This window comes from Vibrio sp. MM46 (genome assembly GCF_027587135.1).
Classification (GTDB): Bacteria; Pseudomonadota; Gammaproteobacteria; order Enterobacterales; family Vibrionaceae; genus Vibrio; species Vibrio harveyi.
Window position 1 is genome coordinate 13,865 of sequence record NZ_JAPPTO010000024.1, and the last position, 17,454, is coordinate 31,318.

Sequence of the window (17,454 nt, forward strand, 5' to 3'; positions counted from 1 at the left end):
GCCCTTTTTGTTACCTACCGTTAATCGTATCGATGAGGTTTTTAGCCTCTCGGCGAATATCATCTTCTCCGTAGACAATCGCTTCTTCTAGCAACTTAATCGCGCCTTGAGGATCGTTCATCTCAAGGTAGATTTTTGCGAGATCCAGCTTACCTGCAGCTTCTGCATTGGTATCTACATCGACATCGCCAATATCACCAATCACGTCAGGAAATTCGTTCAGACCCACATCGAGTTTGAGATCTTGCTCTTCAAACTCGCCACCGTCTTTATCCACTTGCGCCATCAATTCATCAATCGTCATGAATTGATTCTTCTTAGGATCAAAGTCCGTTAAGTCTTCTTGCTCACCCCAGTTTTCTTGCGCGATTTCTGGCTGTGCTAACGCGTCAGACGAACTCCATACTTCACGCTGATCTTCTGGTACCTCTGTTGCTGATGAAGTACTTTCTGGCGACAGTTTAAAGCCGTCCCAGTCATCACCAACATCCAGCATAGTCTCGAAGTCCATACCAGCGCTTGCAATCGTGTCACTATCTAGCTTGCCATCAAAGACCTCAGATTCAGCATTTTCCGATAACAGGTTCGCCATCGCTGATTCTTCGAAGTCATTTAACTCTGACTCAAAGGCATTGTTCGCTTCTGGCTCCACATCGGCACTGAAAGCTTCTGGTTGCGCAAAGACTTCGAACAAAGCATCGTGGTCATTATCAGCTTGCAACACTGGCTGAGGCGTTTCTAAGCGCTCATTCGATGCTTCTGGACTAATAGTGTCAGATTCAGCAGTTGATGGTTCTTCTGCCATTGATGCTAGCGCATCTTCTTCGCTGAATTCAGGAAGCTCTAAGTCGTCGAAGTTGAACTCTTCTTCTGCTTCCGCAACTGGCGCTTCAAGATCGGCTGTTTCCGATTCTGTTAGCGCTGGCTCCTCTGCCATTGACGCTAGCGCATCTTCTTCGCTGAATTCAGGAAGCTCTAAGTCGTCGAAGTTGAACTCTTCTTCTGCTTCCGCAACTGACGCTTCAAGATCGGCTGTTTCCGATTCTGTTAGCGCTGGCTCCTCTGCCATTGACGCTAACGCATCTTCTTCGCTGAATTCAGGAAGCTCTAATTCATCAAAGTTGAACTCTTCTTCTGCGTCCGCAACTGGTGCTTCAGGCTCAGCCATTTCCGATTCTGTTAGCGCTGGCTCTTCTGCCATTGACGCTAGCGCATCTTCTTCGCTGAATTCAGGAAGCTCTAAGTCGTCGAAGTTAAACTCTTCTTCTGCTTCCGCAACTGGCGCTTCAAGATCGGTTGTTTCCGATTCTGTTAGCGCTGGCTCCTCTGCCATTGACGCTAACGCATCTTCTTCACTGAACTCAGGAAGCTCTAATTCATCAAAGTTGAACTCTTCTTCTGCTTCCGCAACTGGTGCTTCAACATCGGCTGTTTCCGATTCTGTTAGCGCTGGCTCTTCTGCCATTGACGCTAGCGCATCTTCTTCGCTGAACTCAGGAAGCTCTAATTCATCAAAGTTGAACTCTTCTTCTGCGTCCGCAACTGGCGCTTCAAGATCGGCTGTTTCCGATTCTGTTAGCGCTGGCTCTTCTGCCATTGACGCTAGCGCATCTTCTTCGCTGAATTCAGGAAGTTCTAAGTCGTCGAGGTTGAACTCTTCTTCTGCGTCCGCAACTGGTGCTTCAGGCTCAGCCATTTCCGATTCTGTTAGCGCAGGCTCTTCTGCCATTGATGCTAGCGCATCTTCTTCGCTGAACTCAGGAAGCTCTAATTCATCAAAGTTGAACTCTTCTTCCGCGTCCGCAACTGGCGCTTCAACATCGGCTGTTTCCGATTCTGTTAGCGCTGGCTCCTCTGCCATTGACGCTAGCGCATCTTCTTCGCTGAATTCAGGAAGCTCTAAGTCGTCGAGGTTGAACTCTTCTTCTGCGTCCGCAACTGGCGCTTCAGGTTCAGCCATTTCCGATTCCGCTAACGCTGGCTCTTCTGCCATTGACGCTAGCGCATCTTCTTCGCTGAATTCAGGAAGTTCTAAATCGTCTAGGTTGAACTCTTCTTCATCGATATTAGATGCAGTTGAGTTAGCTGCAACTGGCTCTTGCTCTGTTTTGCCCTCTGGCTCAATATCATCAACTAGCCAATCTTCCTCTTGAGGAATACCAAATTCATTTTCAACTGTGTTCGGCGTCGGAGTGAAAGCAGGCTCTTCTTCAATATCAGAAGTTGCAATAGATTCACTTTCAGCTTGGTTCACTTGTGGCACGTCGTCTGATGGAAGCTCCGCTGTATCAAGCTGCTCAACAGATTCTTCTTCCACCGCTGGTTCTTCAACTGATGTTTCTGGCTCGGATTCAAGCTCCGCCTCATCCGCGAATTCCGTTTCACCGCCAATCAATGCGTCAAGCTCTGCAGCAAAGTCCGCACCTTCTTGCTCTGCAGGTTTTAGAGCTTCGCTGTCGGTATCGAAGAGATCATCCAGCTCCGTCATTAACGGGTCATGCTTTGGTGAAGCATCTTCTAGGTCACCAAAGAAATCATTGCTGTTGAAATTAACATCGGATTCAGACTGCTCGGCTTCAGCTTCTGTGCTGAGAGGCTCAGTCTGAGGCTGACTTTCAGCCTCTGGTTGGTTGTCACTAAGCAGCGCATCTATATCCAAACCGGAATCTAATCCAAGTGCCGCTTTTTCATCTTCTAAATCTAATGTTGATTCGACGCCAGCAGTAGGTTGAGGAGTCGAAGTTAACGCTTCTTCTACAGGCTCTAAATCATCAAAACCAAGCGAGGCAAGCAGGTCTTCATCATCTTGAATGTTCTCTGGTTCGTCATCTTCACGAATTAGATCATCAAATGGGTCAATTTCACTGTTCGGTTCGCTGTGCGATTCTTCGTTATCGTCATCTAACAGCTCGTCCAACAAATCAACGCTATTTTCATCAATGTCTGCCAGAGCATCGTCATTCTCGAAACCTGATAGCTTTTCTAGCTCATCAAGCGGATCAAAGTCATCGTCGGATGAGTCCTCATCATCAAAGCCAATCAATTCGTCGAGTAAATCGGTACTGTCTTCGTCGATCGCAGGCTCTTCGCTCAAGCCTGCGATATCCTCTAGCTCTTCAAGAGGGTCAAGCTCGTTAAGGGACTCACCATCATCTTCGCCGATCAACTCATCAAGAAGCGCCGATGCGTCATCTTCACTTGAGTCGTTTTCTGTTAGACCGGAAAGCGCCTCAAGTTCATCAAATACATCATCATCTGATTCGCTTGATGTTGGTTGCTCGTATTGTGCTAGCAGTTTATCGATGTCATCGTCCGTTGCTTCACCAGCTGAAAATGCGTTCTCAGTTACAGCTGGCTTATCTTCTTCAACGTCCAGATTGAGATCATCACCATCTAGGTCAGCAAACAAGTCGTCCAACATTGCTTGGTCTACGCCATCTGTTTGCAGCTCTTCTGCCGGTTCATCAGCTGCGAGTAATTCAGCAAAAGCATCATCAGACATCGCATCAGAACCATCTTCGTCAGAAAGATCGAAGCCAGCATCATCGTCATCTAGCACTTCAAGTTCAGGTGCCACCTCATCCAAGGCGCGCTCCATTTCTTCAAGACCCAGGGCTTTTTCTTCGCCATTAACCTTGATGCCATTGCTAGAGGAATCAAATTCATCAAAGCCAACGTCTAAATCGCCATCGTCACCGATGCCAGCAAATGGGTCCTCGCCATCATCACCTTCAAGATTGAAGTCAAGCTCGTCATCATCAAGGTTCCCGAAGACATCCTCTTCTTCAGTTTGCTGTTCTTCTTGTTCGAATAGGTTTTCAGCTTCGTCATCATCTCCGAACAAGTCGTCATCAAGGCTCAGCTCTTCGTCTAATTCATCTGCAGCTGCTAAACCAATTGGCGCAGCAAGAGGATCTGTACTTTGCTGCTCTTGCGCAGCCGCTTCTTCCTCTTTCGCTTTCGAGCGACGACCAAGCATCATCACGACTAACAAGGCGATTAACGCACCCGGAATCAACGCAGCAAGACCAACAAGCCAGCCATTCGATAGAATTTTATCCATCGTACTTGGCTGCATACGCTGTTGCTCGGCAACACGCTGACGCTCTTCAGCTAACAATTTTTCAACTTCTGAGCGAATACGCTCTTCGTCATTCAACGATGTTTTCAGCGTTTCAACTTCGCTTTGTACTTCAGAAAGCATCAAACGCAGGCGATGATTCTTCTCTTCCAAAGACTCCAATTCACTTTGCGAGCCTTGCAGCTTGTCTTTCAGCGCACTGACTTGCTTCTCGCCTTCTGGTGAGGTGGTCACTGCAGGCACTGGCGTCTCAGGTTTTACCACTTTTACCAGCTCTGGTTTCGGAGCTTCTGGTTTCGCAGCCTCTGGTTTTGGATCTGGCTTTGCGGTTTCAACCACTGGTTTTGGCGGCTCAACTTTCGGTTTTACAGGTTGAGTAGGCGTTGCTTTTGGCTGAGTGAGTCGAGCTTCATGCGCTTTCATAATGGCAACAGCTTGCGCAGTTGTTGCGCTTTGCACTTGCTCCAGAGAAGGGACACGTAATCGACTTCCAGGAATCAATTCGTGGATATTCTGTTTATCAAACGCTTGAGGGTTGATTCTATAGATGGCGAGCAGCGTTTGTTGTACGGAAACATTTCGAGAAAGTCGCAATTGAGAAGCGATCGACCATAAAGTCTCATTTTGACCTGTCGGGCCAAAGAAGCGCGACGGTTGGTCATTTTTAGGTGGAGCGGGCAACGCTCGTTCAATCTCCTCAGCAAAGCTCGGAGACGCTTGCACTTCACCAGAGGGTCCTACAAGACGAATACCTTCGGCTTGAACCAATGACGATGTCTGAGTCGCGCTCATCAGCACAAGGGCTGCTAACAAACGCTTATAATTTTGACGCATAGAAGGCTCAGTTTGGTGCTAGTAACAATTTGAAATAGTGATCGGTTAAATATATCGGATATAGCCCTCAAAACTATAGCTTTGAGGGTAAAAAATGTGTGGCTCTCACCATATTCGTACTAATCTCACACAATTTTACGCTATTCGAACAAAAAAGCCTCGCATAGTGCGAGGCTTTAAGGTTCTTAACGTGGTCGACTTAGTAGTAATCGCGAATCAGAACTTCTGCAATTTGAACTGCGTTGGTTGCTGCGCCTTTACGAACATTATCGGCAACAACCCATAGGTTCACGCCACTGTGATGGCTAATATCGTTACGAATACGACCAACCATTACATGGTCTTTGCCGCCCGCATCACGAACTTGTGTTGGGAAGTCTTCACCGTGGAATACTTCAATACCATCTGTTTGCTCAAGTAAGTTAATCACTTCTTGTGCATCGATTGGTGAGCGAGTCTCAATATGAACCGCTTCTGCGTGACCATAGAATACAGGTACGCGTACACAAGTTGGGTTTACTGTGATTGATGGGTCGTTAAAGATCTTTTGCGTTTCCCACACCATTTTCATTTCTTCTTTGGTGTAGCCGTTTTCCATCATCTGGTCGATTTGTGGAATACAGTTAAACGCGATCTGTTGAGAGAATTGCTTCTTGTCAGCAGGTAGACCATTTAGCAGCTTCGCTGTTTGACCTGCTAGCTCATCAATACCTGCTTTACCTGCACCCGATACAGATTGGTAAGTTGAAACGTTAATACGTTCAATGCCCACTGCATCATGAATTGGTTTTAGTGCCACCAGCATTTGGATGGTTGAACAGTTCGGGTTTGCAATGATATTGCGGTTACGAAATTCTGCAATCGCTTCTGGGTTTACTTCTGGCACAACCAAAGGAATGTCATATTCGTAACGGAAGTTCGACGTGTTATCGATAACGATAACACCTTCATCAGCGGCAATTGGTGCCCATTTTGCTGACAGTTCGCCACCAGCAGAGAACAGTGCGATGTGCGCTTGAGACCAATCGAATTCTTCTACGTTTTGAACACGTACCGTTTTACCATTGAAGCGGTAAGTCTTGCCTTCACTACGCTCACTCGCAAGTAGGAAGATTTCACCTACCGGGAATTTGCGCTCTTGAAGCACTTCCAAAATTGTTTCACCGACCGCACCGGTCGCACCTAATACGGCAACATTGTATTGCTGGCTCATTGACTTACCTCAACCTGAAAACCTAGTTCTGCTAATGGTGCAAGATTGCATGTTTCGTTACCCATTAGCGTGACAGCGCTGTACTCGCGGCGATCCCAGTAGTTTTTACGCATCAGGTCAAAAGAGCCTGGCTTACTGATTTCGCGGCGGAAAAGAGCGTCATCTTTACGCACATCATAGATTAACTGCGTGATGTTGTGCAGCGTTGCTTCATCCCATGCTCTGTCCAATACCATAGTAGGAACAGGCGCGGTTGGCAGTAAATCGCTGGCATGCGCACGTAATTCGTTATTTAAGAACTCACAGTAGCTATTGAAAATCATTGTTGTACCGCGAGCTTTCCCTTCCAGACCATAGCCTGCAACGTGAGGGGTTGCGAATGCTAGCAGAGGCAGAAGCTCCATATCAACCTCTGGTTCAAACTCAAACACATCGAGTGCCGCTGTAAAGCCGTCGTTTTTCAGTAAACGTTGCTTTAGCGCTTGGTTGTCAACGACCGGACCGCGCGCGGCATTGATAAGAATTTGATCGCTACGAAGACCATCTAGCACTGCCTCATCAATCAGGTGATGCGTTGGATGTGGACCATCTTTAGTGATAGGCGTATGCAGCGTAATGATGTCAGAACGTTCGATCAGCTCGGCTAGCGGAGTGAAGCTGCGAGAATCACCCTCTTCTTGTTTAAATGGATCATTGATGAGCACGTTTATGCCCATGCCTTTCAAACATTTTTCAAGGTAGCTACCGACTTGACCCGCGCCAATAATACCAACGGTTTTATCGAAAACTGAGAAGCCTTGTTGTTGTGCTAGCACCATCATGACGCTGAACGCGTACTCGGCAACACCAACTTTGTTACAACCAGGTGCTGCGGTGAAGAAAATACCTTTCTCTTGCAATAGCGCTTGATCAACATGATCCATACCTGCGGTTGCTGTACCAACGAACTTCAGCTTGTTTGCTTTGCTGATCAGTTCTGCGTTTACTTTGGTAACTGAGCGAATCATTAGCGCGTCGACATCGACTAAATCATCGGCGGTTAGTGTACGACCAGGTTTTAGAATCACTTCACCGAGTTGGCTGAATAGCTCTTCAGCGTACGGCATATTTTCATCAACAATAATTTTCATAGCGCCAGCGTTTAACATCCATTTGTATGAGTTCGTTTATTCGCAAGATGCGAAGCTAAAGCGATTGTGCCCTTTTCTTGAAAAATCTCAACAACTATACCCAAGTGACTTTCCTAAACAGGTTTCAGAAAAGAAAAAGCCCGGCTAAATTAGCCGGGCAAAGTTCCAGAACAAAAGGATCCTATCCCGCTCTCCTTGGGATAGAGTCTGCGTCTGTTCGATCAGTTTGACTGATCAAGCTCTGGAAACTGGTTTGTCGGTCCGTTGACGCCATTTGAGAAAATCATAGTGACATTCCGACCAACAAATTCAGTTAGCTTTGAGTCGCTTACGCTTGGTACTTTTTGATTACCAATGTCGCGTTTGTACCACCAAAACCAAAGCTGTTTGACATAACCGTCGTTAACTCAGCTTCACGAGCTTCCGTTACGATGTCTAGACCTTGTGCTGCTTCATCCAAGTTAGAGATGTTCACACTTGGGGCAATGAAGTTGTTGTCTAGCATTAGCGTTGAGTAAATCGCTTCGTGAACGCCAGCTGCACCTAGTGCGTGACCTGTCATTGCTTTTGTCGCAGAGATTGCTGGGCTGTTATCACCGAATAGTTCTTGGATAGCGCCTAGCTCTTTCACGTCACCTACTGGAGTAGAAGTGCCGTGGGTATTGATGTAGTCGATAGCATCAACATCTTGCATTGCCATCTTCATACAACGAACGGCGCCTTCACCTGATGGTGCTACCATGTCGTAGCCATCAGAAGTCGCACCGTAACCTACGATCTCACCGTAGATTTTCGCGCCACGAGCTAGAGCGTGCTCTAGTTCTTCGATAACTAGCATGCCGCCGCCACCAGAGATTACGAAACCGTCACGGTCTGCATCGTAAGTACGAGATGCTTTGTCTGGTGTTTCGTTGTATTTAGTTGATAGTGCGCCCATCGCATCAAACATCATAGTTTGAGACCAATCTAGCTCTTCACCACCACCTGCAAAAACGATGTCTTGTTTACCAAGTTGGATAAGCTCCATCGCGTGACCGATACAGTGTGCAGACGTTGCACAAGCTGAGCTCATTGAGTAGTTCACGCCACGAATCTTAAATGGTGTTGCAAGACACGCTGATACTGTTGAAGACATAGTACGTGGAACCATGTATGGACCTACGCGTTTTACGCCTTTTGCACGCATCGTGTCAGTTGCTACTGTTTGGTTTAATGCAGAAGCACCACCAGAACCAGCAACGATACCTGTACGATCGTTTGAAACTTGTTCTTCAGATAGACCAGCGTCTTCAATTGCCTGCTGCATTGATAGGTATGCATAAGCAGCCGCATCACCCATAAAGCGCATCTGCTTACGGTCAATAAATTCTGCTGGGTTGATTTTCAGATCACCCCATACCTGCGAACGCAGACCGTTTTCTTTAAACTGCTCAGACGCAGTGATGCCAGATTTGCCCGCTTTAAGAGACGCTAGAACTTCTTCGACGTTGTTACCGATACTTGAAACAATACCCATACCGGTGATTACGACTCGTTTCATTATGACATTCCTATAATTCAAAAATCCGCTAGATAATAACTAAGATAGTCAACAAAAGTGGTCAGCTTTCCCAGAAATTCGTACAATCGCCGAATTCTAACCGCGCCAAATCACATATTTGCACCATTATGACTTCGATTAAAAACGCAGAACTTGGTTGGAACGAAGCTGGTACACCGGTTTCTGACCAATTTGATGATGTTTATTTCTCCAACGTAAACGGTCTCGAAGAGACGCGTTACGTGTTCCTCAAACAAAATCATCTACCAGAAAGATGGCAGGAATTTGACCAAAGACGTTTTGTTATTGGTGAAACCGGATTTGGCACAGGGTTGAACTTCTTAGCCGTGTGGCAATGGTTTACCGAATTTCGTCGCGAATATCCAGAGGCAACCCTAAAAGAATTGCATTTTGTTAGCTTTGAGAAGTACCCACTAAGCAAAGCTGATTTAGAAAAAGCGCATCAATCATGGCCAGAATTGGCAGAGTTTGCCGAAAAACTGCAACAGCACTATCCAGCAGCAGTGCCTGAGTGTCATCGCATTGTTTTAGAAGACGGCGCTATCACACTCGATCTTTGGTTTGGCGATATCAAAGACTGCATGCCGCTTGTTCCTTATGAAGAGCAAGGCTTGATTGATGCTTGGTTCTTAGATGGTTTTGCACCGAGCAAAAACCCAGAAATGTGGAACCAAAACCTATTCAACGGTATGGCAAAATTGGCGAAACAGGATTGTACGGTCGCAACCTTTACGGCAGCGGGCTTTGTGCGTCGCGGCTTAAACGAAGCGGGCTTTGCAATGAAAAAAGTCAAAGGCTTCGGCACCAAACGTGAAATGATTGCAGGTTCGATGGAGCAGCGTGAAGCGCATTCAAACCACCTACCTTGGTTTAACCGCACGGCCTCGACCAATCATAATTCCATCGCGATTATTGGTGGCGGTATCGCTAGCGCGGCTTTGGCTAAAACGCTGATTCGTCGCGGTCAAAATATCACGCTTTACTGCAAAGAAGCTCAACCTGCAGAAGGCGCATCAGGCAACCGCCAAGGCGCAGTGTACCCATTATTAAATGGTCCACACAAAGGCGTTTCTCGTGTATTCGCTCCGGGCTTTTTGTTTGCCCGTCAGTTTGTTGACCAAGCAGCGCAAGATATCCAATTTGATCACGATTGGTGCGGCATTACTCAGCTGATGTGGGATGACAAGTCTGCAGATAAATTAGAGAAAATGCTTGCTGGCAATTTCACACCAGAGTTAATTCATAAACTATCTGCTGAAGAGACCGCAGAGAAGATAGGCTTGCCGATTGATATGGCATCGGTTCACTATCCTCTTGGCGGTTGGTTATGCCCTGCTGAACTCACCCGAGGCTTGATAGCTCAATTGGATAAAACAGAACTTTTTGAAGCGAAGTTCGAGCATCAAGTCGAGTCGCTCGCTTGGGACGAATCGCGCAAGGTTTGGATATTGAAAGCGAACGGTCAAAGCTTTGAACATTCAACTGTAGTGGTTGCTAATGGCAGTGAGTTCCAAACACTAAGCCAAACCGCTGATTTACCAATGGGTCAGGTAAAAGGTCAAGTTAGCCACGCACCAGCGACAGAAACTTTGTCCAAGCTGAAAACGGTACTGTGTTACGACGGTTACATGACACCTGTTAACCCGAATAATCAGCACTTGTGCATCGGTGCAAGCTACGACCGCAGCCACCTCGATTACGAGTTTGACGAGGATGCGCAAAAAGACAACGCTGAGAAATTGGTGAAGTGCCTGCCGAACCAAACTTGGACGAAAGAGGTGGATACCTCTGGTAACTTGTCACGCCAAGGTATTCGCTGTGTTAGCCGTGACCACCTTCCGTTTGTAGGGAACGTAGGCGACTTTGAAACCATCAAAACGCAATATGCGGATCTGCAAAATCAACAAGAGCAAGACGTTGACGCGATTCACCAGTTCCCTAACCTATTCTGTTTCCTAGGTTTAGGCTCTCGTGGTTTGAGCTCAGCACCTCTAATGGCAGAAGTGTTGGCATCACAAATCTGTGGCGATCCGTTACCACTGCCTGTTGATGTCCTGACTGAGCTGCACCCTAGCCGTATGTGGGTAAGAAAGCTACGTAAAGGGAAGGCAATTACTGAGGTGTAATTTGCTTTTAGTATTTCGCTGAAAGCAAAAGTCTGTTGCTATTCCTGTTAAAGACGAACGAATGCAGTTGGGGATCTCTCGATTCATTACACAAAAAAGATCCCCTACTCAATCATTCTTCCTTCTAGGGAATGTTCGAATTTAAGTCTTTAACTTTAACAGCTAACAGGAGCACCTCATTCAGCGACCTTCTAAACGAAAACTCCCTCGTCATTCCCAATAACGACAAAGGAGTGTAGTCGGGAATCTCTCGGTTAATGACACAAAAGAGAGACCTTAATTCAATGTCGCCACTGCTGCTTTCACTTGATCTGCAAGTTCCGCATTACGGAACTTGCCCGCTTCTAAATCAAAGTTATCGTAGAAGCTTGGAATAGATTGCGATGCTTTCACTTCCGCCCCAAAGTAAGGTGCAGAGCCTGTCGCCGCAGCGAGTACCGTTTGTGCACCACCAGGACCTGGTGAAGTCGCTAAGTACACCGCTGGTTTATTTTGGAATACGTTACGCTCGATGCGTGTCGCCCAATCGAATAAATTCTTATATGCTGCTGGGTAAGAGCCATTATGCTCAGCAAAAGAAATCACCAAAGCGTCTGCTGTTGCGATGTCAGCAAGAAACGCTTTTGCGCCCTCTGCCTGACCAATTTCCTTCTCTTTGTCTTCGCTGAACAAAGGAACATCGTAGCTATTGAGATCTAACACTTGCACGTCTGCACCTTCAACAAGATTGGCAGCGTAAGTCGCGAGAGTTTTATTGATAGAGGTAGAGCTAGTAGAAGCGCCGAATGCGATAATTTTCATGGTTGTAGTCCTTTGTTCACGTTTTGTACTAACAAGAGTAAGAGGTGAACGAGTGTGCTACAACCACAAAAATTTTAAGGAGAGATTCGAAAATTTCGAAGGAGTTTAATTCAACTCTTTTTGCTTCAACCAGAGGTTTAGCGCAACCTGTCGAAGCTTATAAAAACTGATGGTGGCTTAAGCTTGTGCTTGAAGCTCTTGCCAAAGGTCGTTAACAATCACGCGATCTGCTGGTGTTAATTCTGAACGCGCTTCTTCAAGACTGTTTTCGATGCGAGATTTCAACTCAGCCACATCATTAATACCTTCTTCTTCACACGCCGCCGCAGACAGAGAAATGTGACCACGTAAATAACCACCAGCAAACAATTCATCATCCGATGCGGTTTCAATGCGTGCATCAATCAGTTCTAGTAGTTTTTCTTCAAATTCAATAATCATGGAGCTTCTCTGAGGTTATTTAACGATAAAGTCAGACGTTTCCAGCGGCTTGGTTTGGTAAAAGGCACGCAACGCATCCGATAGCATTTGTACGCGCGGCGGAAGACCGTTTTCTAAAATACCCATTACTTCATTGTGCACTTTGTGCATAAAACCAAGACGATCTGGTTCAAAATCGCCGTGTAGATTGTCACAACTAACGTTAAAAGGGAAGTCAGCACTTTTCGCGAGAATCCACTCATAAGCTTGGGGGCGAACTTCAACTTTTTCGAACTCAGCTTGAACCTCTGCTGTACGACCATCTGGCTCGTACCAGTAACCAAAATCTTCTAGCAAACGGCGCTCTGGTCCTGCTACACACCAATGGGCAATCTCGTGTAGTGCTGACGCGTAAAAGCCACGAGCAAAAATAATCCGATGATGTGGGTGCGCTTCGTCAGCCGGTAAGTAGATAGGCTCATCACCACCAAGTTCTAATTTGGTATTAAAAGACTCAATAAACGTGTCGTTGAAGATGGTGATAAGGTCTTGATATTCGTGATTCATCATCGATTCTGTAATTCAAATTGATATGCGGTGCGCATTGTCGCTGTTTTTCTTACACAGGTAAAGCCACACAACATGTTTGGTTATTAGCTGAGTTAATCTGAAAGTCGCTTTCTCCATACAATTTCTCATTCGTCACAGATCACATTTCCCACTACACTCACGCCTTATTTTTACGCTTAATGATGGCGACTTCAACGCTACTTAAAGCGAGATTCTTTTTGGATTTAAGCCTATCCCCAAGGCTTAGATCTTGTTGGTAAGTTTTGCTGCTGTTTTCCTTAACCTCAAGGACATAACAGAGCCCTTTTATTTGAGTGTCCCCTTATGCTGCTAAGTGTGTTGTATATCATTGGTATCACGGCTGAAGCCATGACTGGTGCATTGAGTGCCGGCCGAAGAAAAATGGATTGGTTTGGTGTTATGTTGGTAGCCAGTGCAACGGCAATCGGCGGCGGTACAGTACGCGACATTTTGCTAGGTCACTACCCATTAGGTTGGGTAAAGAATCCTGAATTCTTAGCAATTACATGCGTTGCGGGTGTACTGACAACTGGCTTGGCGAAGTGGGTAATCAAGCTGAAAGGTCTGTTCATTCGTTTGGATGCGCTAGGCTTGATCGTATTTAGCATCATCGGCACCAAGGTAGCGATTGGCATGGGCTTACACCCTGGCATTTGTATGGTGTCAGCACTTGTAACTGGCGTATTTGGTGGTCTGCTACGTGATTTGATTTGTCGTCAAACGCCGCTTGTGCTGCATGAAGAGCTTTACGCCTCTGTAGCACTTATCGCATCAGGTTTGTACCTAGCGTTACTTGAGTTCAACGTACCGGACGTAACCGCGACGATTGTGACTCTGATTACTGGTTACATGTTGCGTATGGCGGCAGTACGCTTTAAATGGCGCTTGCCTTCATTCCACTTGGAAACCGAAGGGTCGATTCACTGATTCAAATAGAAACCTATTGAAAGACATGAAAAAGGCTGCTCATTGAGCAGCCTTTTGTGTTTCTATCGAGTTAAGCTTCAAACTTAAATCTTTGGAGTCTCGGTTTGTACGCCATGGTTTTGACCACGGTGGCGTAGCAAATGGTCCATAACGACAATAGCCAGCATCGCTTCTGCGATAGGCACAGCGCGGATCCCCACACAAGGGTCATGACGACCTTTAGTGATCAGCTGAGTTGGTTCACCTTCTTTAGTGATAGTCTCACCTGGCACCGTAATGCTTGAGGTTGGCTTAAGCGCGATGTTTGCAACAATCTCTTGACCAGTAGAGATACCGCCAAGAATGCCGCCCGCGTGGTTACTACCAAAGCCTTCTGGTGAAAGCGTATCACGGTGCTCGCTGCCTTTTTGGTTTACCACATCAAAACCGTCACCGATTTCCACGCCTTTCACCGCATTGATGCTCATTAACGCGTGCGCGATGTCTGCATCCAAACGATCAAATACAGGCTCACCAAGACCAACAGGCACGTTGGTCGCCACGACCTGAATTTTAGCGCCGATAGAGTCGCCTTCTTTTTTCAGATCACGGATAAGTTGATCAAACGCTTCCACTTTGTCTGCATCTGGGCAGAAGAATGCGTTGTTTTCGATTTCATTCCAATCCACTTTATCGATTGAAACGCCACCCATTTGCGACAAGTAAGCGCGGATTTCTACACCGAACTCGTCTTTTAGGTATTTCTTAGCGATTGCACCAGCCGCCACACGCATTGCCGTTTCACGAGCAGACGAACGACCGCCACCTCGATAGTCGCGCATACCGTATTTTTGGTGGTAAGTGTAATCAGCGTGTCCTGGACGGAACTTGTCTTTGATGTCTGAGTAGTCTTTAGAACGTTGGTCTGTGTTCTCGATCATCAGACCAATTGAAGTACCTGTGGTTTTACCTTCAAAAACGCCAGAAAGAATTTTTACTTCGTCCGGTTCACGACGTTGGGTAGTGTAACGTGATGTGCCAGGACGGCGACGGTCGAGATCCGTTTGCAGATCTGCCTCAGTGATTTCCAAACCTGGAGGGCATCCGTCTACGATACATCCTAGTGCGATACCGTGACTTTCTCCGAATGTCGTTACTCGGAAATGTTGTCCGATACTGTTTCCTGCCATTACTTCCTCAAGTTCTTGTCGCCACGCTCTCCATGAGCGCAACTGCTTTTCAATTCTTCGTGGAATCATAGTGGCGGTATTACGTTTTGATGTAAAGCCCGATTTGGCGGAAAAAACAAAACAGCCGAAATTTTCCAAGCTCAGTGCGAAGCGGATAAAAAAACACCGAGCACTGGGCTCGGTGTTTTCATTGTTTATTTGAATGGTTTATTTCGACAGGCTTAGTCTTTGTACAGTTTGAACTCTTCTGCACACTCAACCAGCTGGTCACGCGTTAGCATGAATACGCCGTGACCACCGTTCTCGAACTCAATCCAAGTGAATGGAATTTGTGGGTACTGTTCCATCATGTGAACCATTGAGTTACCGACTTCACACACAAGAATACCATCGTCTGTTAGGTAGTCTGGTGCGTTAGCAAGAATACGACGAACCAGTTTTAGACCGTCAGTACCTGCAGCAAGACCTAGTTCAGGCTCGTGCGTGAACTCGTCTGGTAGACTGTTCATGTCTTCTTCGTCCACGTAAGGTGGGTTAGACACGATCAGGTTGTACTTCTCTTTTGGAAGGTCGCGGAACAAGTCAGAGCGGATTGGGAACACTTGCTGCTCCATGCCGTGATCTTGTACGTTTTGCTCAGCCACTTGTAGAGCGTCTGTAGAGATGTCGATCGCGTCAACTTCTGCTTCAGGGAAAGCGTGCGCACAAGCAATCGCGATACAACCAGAACCCGTACATAGGTCCATGATGCGCGTAGGCTCTTCCACCAACCAAGGTTGGAATTCCGCTTGAATCAATTCACCGATTGGAGAACGTGGCACAAGTACACGCTCATCAACGAAGAACTCAAGACCACAGAACCATGCTTTGTTGGTTAGGTATGCAGTTGGTGTACGCTCGTTAATGCGTTTTACTACACGCTCAACAATACGCAGACGCTCGCTTGTCGTAAGGCGAGAGTTCAATACGTGCGGAGGCACATCAATCGGCAAGTATAATGTTGGCAGGATAAGCTGAACCGCTTCATCCCACGCATTATCAGTGCCATGACCGTAAAACAGGTTAGCGGCGTTAAAGCGGCTTACCGTCCAACGAATCATATCTTGAAGGGTATGGAGCTCCGATACCGCCTCTTCTACAAAAATCTTATCCAAAATTGCCTCCGAAAAGCGCTACAATACTGCCATAAATTGTAAAAATGAAATTGTTTACCTAATGAGCAAAAAAGACACCGAACACGATGACGATTTCGCCTTGTTTAAGGATGCAGTACAGGGCGTAAAAAAGTTGCGACAGGATACCATAATCCAGCAACCAAAAAAAAATACTAAGCAAAAAGAAATCACACGCTCAAACCGTGAAGCGAGTGATTCTGAATTTTACTTTTCCGATGAGTTTGTCCCGCTCTTAAATGCGGATGGACCAACTCGCTACGCGCGTGATGATGTTTCGACTTATGAAGTGAAACGTCTTCGTCGTGGCGTGTACGTGCCTGACGTCTTCCTAGACATGCACGGCATGACACAACAAGAAGCCAAGCGAGAACTCGGTGCGATGATCGCGTACTGCGTGAAAAATGAAATCCACTGTGCGTGTGTACAACACGGCATCGGTAAGCACATTCTGAAGCAGAAAGCGCCGCTTTGGTTAGCTCAGCATCCAGACGTAATGGCATTCCACCAAGCGCCTCTAGAGTTTGGCGGCGATGGTGCCCTACTGGTGCTGCTTTCTATTCCTGAGAAATAACTCACCGACTTCGAGAAGTACTTCTCGGACGAGCAAGAACGACAAAGGCAGGTTAACCCTGCCTTTTTGTTTTTCTCGAGCCATCATCCCGAGAGGTGGTGCTCTATGGCGTGATATGCCAAAGCACTTCACCGCGTTGTGTTTGCGGATCAAATTCAATGCACACCAAGCCAGATGTCGGGAACATTGGCGGCGTCATGTCTTTCACAAATTCCGAGGTAAGGTAGCCCACCAGCGGCAAGTGCGACACAAACAGCAGAGACTCCAGCTTCTCAACTTCAATCAACGCATTAGCGAAATCAAACACTTGGTCGGATTGACCGTAAGGCGTGATGTCTTCACACGTTTCGATGCTTTTCGCCGAAAAGTGTGCGCTGATTTCTTGCCAAGTTTGCTGCGCTCGAATGTACGGGCTCACCAGTACTTTGTCGAATTGAGCAAAACCTTGCTCTTTACATGCTCGGGCAACTGCTTCCGATTCAGTTCTGCCTCTTGGGGTCAGTTGTCTTTCTGCGTCGGTGTTCGCAAAATGCTCAGCTTCACCGTGACGCAAGATAAATATTTTCATGTTATTTCCTAGGGATAGCTAACGCTACCAAAAGGTTGACTGCTATCTTTATACGGATAGCGGGCTAACTTTAATAATGTCGAAACAAAAATACTGATATAATTATCGGTTCATTATACCAATTCGCTTGCTAAAGATAGCGACTTTCTTAACAATCTATTAAAAAGAATATACTCAGTTCATCACATTCTACGATGAAGTTATGAACTCAGTGCATTCCTTCAAATAGCTCGAACCCCATAGCAATTTGCTGATGGGCTTATGCAGTACTCTTACGAATAACAAAA

The 17,454-nt window shown here is 46.5% G+C and carries 13 protein-coding genes; 3 read left to right on the forward strand and 10 right to left on the reverse strand.

All coding sequences use genetic code 11. The features are described from left to right. Nucleotides 1-10 precede the first annotated feature (10 nt). From OH459_RS21950 to fabB, 4 genes are all read right to left on the reverse strand, one after another. Nucleotides 11-4,915, reverse strand: coding sequence for a FimV/HubP family polar landmark protein (locus OH459_RS21950; RefSeq protein WP_269988721.1), 4,905 nt, complete (start codon nucleotides 4,913-4,915; stop codon nucleotides 11-13). Nucleotides 4,916-5,114: 199 nt separating this feature from the next. Further along, the gene (locus OH459_RS21955; RefSeq protein WP_005448028.1) at nucleotides 5,115-6,128 is read right to left on the reverse strand and encodes an aspartate-semialdehyde dehydrogenase; all 1,014 of its coding nucleotides are present in this window, start codon (nucleotides 6,126-6,128) and stop codon (nucleotides 5,115-5,117) included. After that, nucleotides 6,125-7,258, reverse strand: coding sequence for a 4-phosphoerythronate dehydrogenase (locus OH459_RS21960; protein WP_269988725.1), 1,134 nt, complete (start codon nucleotides 7,256-7,258; stop codon nucleotides 6,125-6,127). The genes OH459_RS21955 and OH459_RS21960 overlap by 4 nt, the downstream gene beginning before the upstream one ends. Nucleotides 7,259-7,586: 328 nt before the next feature. Continuing rightward, nucleotides 7,587-8,798 carry a beta-ketoacyl-ACP synthase I gene (gene fabB, locus OH459_RS21965; protein ID WP_005448024.1) on the reverse strand — a complete coding sequence of 404 codons (1,212 nt, stop codon included), beginning with the start codon at nucleotides 8,796-8,798 and terminating at the stop codon, nucleotides 7,587-7,589. Between the two features lie 128 nt (nucleotides 8,799-8,926). Between fabB and mnmC the strand changes: the two genes are divergently transcribed. Then, a complete protein-coding gene (mnmC, locus tag OH459_RS21970; RefSeq protein ID WP_269988727.1) occupies nucleotides 8,927-10,945 on the forward strand; it encodes a bifunctional tRNA (5-methylaminomethyl-2-thiouridine)(34)-methyltransferase MnmD/FAD-dependent 5-carboxymethylaminomethyl-2-thiouridine(34) oxidoreductase MnmC in 2,019 nt (672 codons plus the stop codon). A gap of 276 nt (nucleotides 10,946-11,221) precedes the next feature. Here the strand turns inward: mnmC and OH459_RS21975 are convergent, their stop codons facing one another. The 3 genes from OH459_RS21975 to OH459_RS21985 all read right to left on the reverse strand — a co-directional run bounded on the left by OH459_RS21975 (nucleotide 11,222) and on the right by OH459_RS21985 (nucleotide 12,733). Then, nucleotides 11,222-11,746, reverse strand: coding sequence for an NADPH-dependent FMN reductase (locus tag OH459_RS21975; protein WP_005448020.1), 525 nt, complete (start codon nucleotides 11,744-11,746; stop codon nucleotides 11,222-11,224). A 177-nt stretch (nucleotides 11,747-11,923) separates the two neighbouring features. Beyond that, nucleotides 11,924-12,187 (reverse strand): YfcL family protein, encoded by a 264-nt coding sequence (locus OH459_RS21980; protein WP_005448019.1) that lies wholly within the window; start codon nucleotides 12,185-12,187, stop codon nucleotides 11,924-11,926. A gap of 15 nt (nucleotides 12,188-12,202) precedes the next feature. Beyond that, nucleotides 12,203-12,733 (reverse strand): elongation factor P hydroxylase, encoded by a 531-nt coding sequence (locus tag OH459_RS21985; RefSeq protein ID WP_061065313.1) that lies wholly within the window; start codon nucleotides 12,731-12,733, stop codon nucleotides 12,203-12,205. Between the two features lie 327 nt (nucleotides 12,734-13,060). On the opposite strand from OH459_RS21985, the gene OH459_RS21990 reads away from it, so the two are divergent. After that, nucleotides 13,061-13,684, forward strand: coding sequence for a trimeric intracellular cation channel family protein (locus OH459_RS21990; RefSeq protein WP_005433103.1), 624 nt, complete (start codon nucleotides 13,061-13,063; stop codon nucleotides 13,682-13,684). A gap of 83 nt (nucleotides 13,685-13,767) precedes the next feature. Here the strand turns inward: OH459_RS21990 and aroC are convergent, their stop codons facing one another. Together aroC and prmB are read right to left on the reverse strand one after the other, a co-directional pair. Then, nucleotides 13,768-14,853 carry a chorismate synthase gene (gene aroC, locus OH459_RS21995; protein ID WP_269988730.1) on the reverse strand — a complete coding sequence of 362 codons (1,086 nt, stop codon included), beginning with the start codon at nucleotides 14,851-14,853 and terminating at the stop codon, nucleotides 13,768-13,770. 221 nt (nucleotides 14,854-15,074) lie between these two features. After that, on the reverse strand, nucleotides 15,075-16,007 hold the full coding sequence (prmB, locus tag OH459_RS22000; protein ID WP_005433096.1) for a 50S ribosomal protein L3 N(5)-glutamine methyltransferase: 933 nt from the start codon (nucleotides 16,005-16,007) through the stop codon (nucleotides 15,075-15,077). Between the two features lie 61 nt (nucleotides 16,008-16,068). Between prmB and smrB the strand changes: the two genes are divergently transcribed. Continuing rightward, nucleotides 16,069-16,599 (forward strand): endonuclease SmrB, encoded by a 531-nt coding sequence (gene smrB, locus OH459_RS22005; RefSeq protein ID WP_005433105.1) that lies wholly within the window; start codon nucleotides 16,069-16,071, stop codon nucleotides 16,597-16,599. Nucleotides 16,600-16,702: 103 nt separating this feature from the next. On the opposite strand, the gene sixA is transcribed toward smrB, so the two are convergent. After that, nucleotides 16,703-17,167: a phosphohistidine phosphatase SixA gene (gene sixA, locus OH459_RS22010; RefSeq protein ID WP_005438776.1), complete on the reverse strand. Its 465-nt coding sequence runs from the start codon at nucleotides 17,165-17,167 to the stop codon at nucleotides 16,703-16,705. Between the last annotated feature and the right edge of the window lie 287 nt (nucleotides 17,168-17,454).

What these genes read in the sequence shown, in the direction of transcription:
- OH459_RS21950 (WP_269988721.1), bottom strand. Translation starts at nt 4,915, where the DNA reads ATGCGTCAAAATTATAAGCGTTTGTTAGCAGCCCTTGTGCTGATGAGC.
- OH459_RS21955 (WP_005448028.1), bottom strand. Translation starts at nt 6,128, where the DNA reads ATGAGCCAGCAATACAATGTTGCCGTATTAGGTGCGACCGGTGCGGTC.
- OH459_RS21960 (WP_269988725.1), bottom strand. Translation starts at nt 7,258, where the DNA reads ATGAAAATTATTGTTGATGAAAATATGCCGTACGCTGAAGAGCTATTC.
- fabB (WP_005448024.1), bottom strand. Translation starts at nt 8,798, where the DNA reads ATGAAACGAGTCGTAATCACCGGTATGGGTATTGTTTCAAGTATCGGT.
- mnmC (WP_269988727.1), top strand. Translation starts at nt 8,927, where the DNA reads ATGACTTCGATTAAAAACGCAGAACTTGGTTGGAACGAAGCTGGTACA.
- OH459_RS21975 (WP_005448020.1), bottom strand. Translation starts at nt 11,746, where the DNA reads ATGAAAATTATCGCATTCGGCGCTTCTACTAGCTCTACCTCTATCAAT.
- OH459_RS21980 (WP_005448019.1), bottom strand. Translation starts at nt 12,187, where the DNA reads ATGATTATTGAATTTGAAGAAAAACTACTAGAACTGATTGATGCACGC.
- OH459_RS21985 (WP_061065313.1), bottom strand. Translation starts at nt 12,733, where the DNA reads ATGAATCACGAATATCAAGACCTTATCACCATCTTCAACGACACGTTT.
- OH459_RS21990 (WP_005433103.1), top strand. Translation starts at nt 13,061, where the DNA reads ATGCTGCTAAGTGTGTTGTATATCATTGGTATCACGGCTGAAGCCATG.
- aroC (WP_269988730.1), bottom strand. Translation starts at nt 14,853, where the DNA reads ATGGCAGGAAACAGTATCGGACAACATTTCCGAGTAACGACATTCGGA.
- smrB (WP_005433105.1), top strand. Translation starts at nt 16,069, where the DNA reads ATGAGCAAAAAAGACACCGAACACGATGACGATTTCGCCTTGTTTAAG.
- sixA (WP_005438776.1), bottom strand. Translation starts at nt 17,167, where the DNA reads ATGAAAATATTTATCTTGCGTCACGGTGAAGCTGAGCATTTTGCGAAC.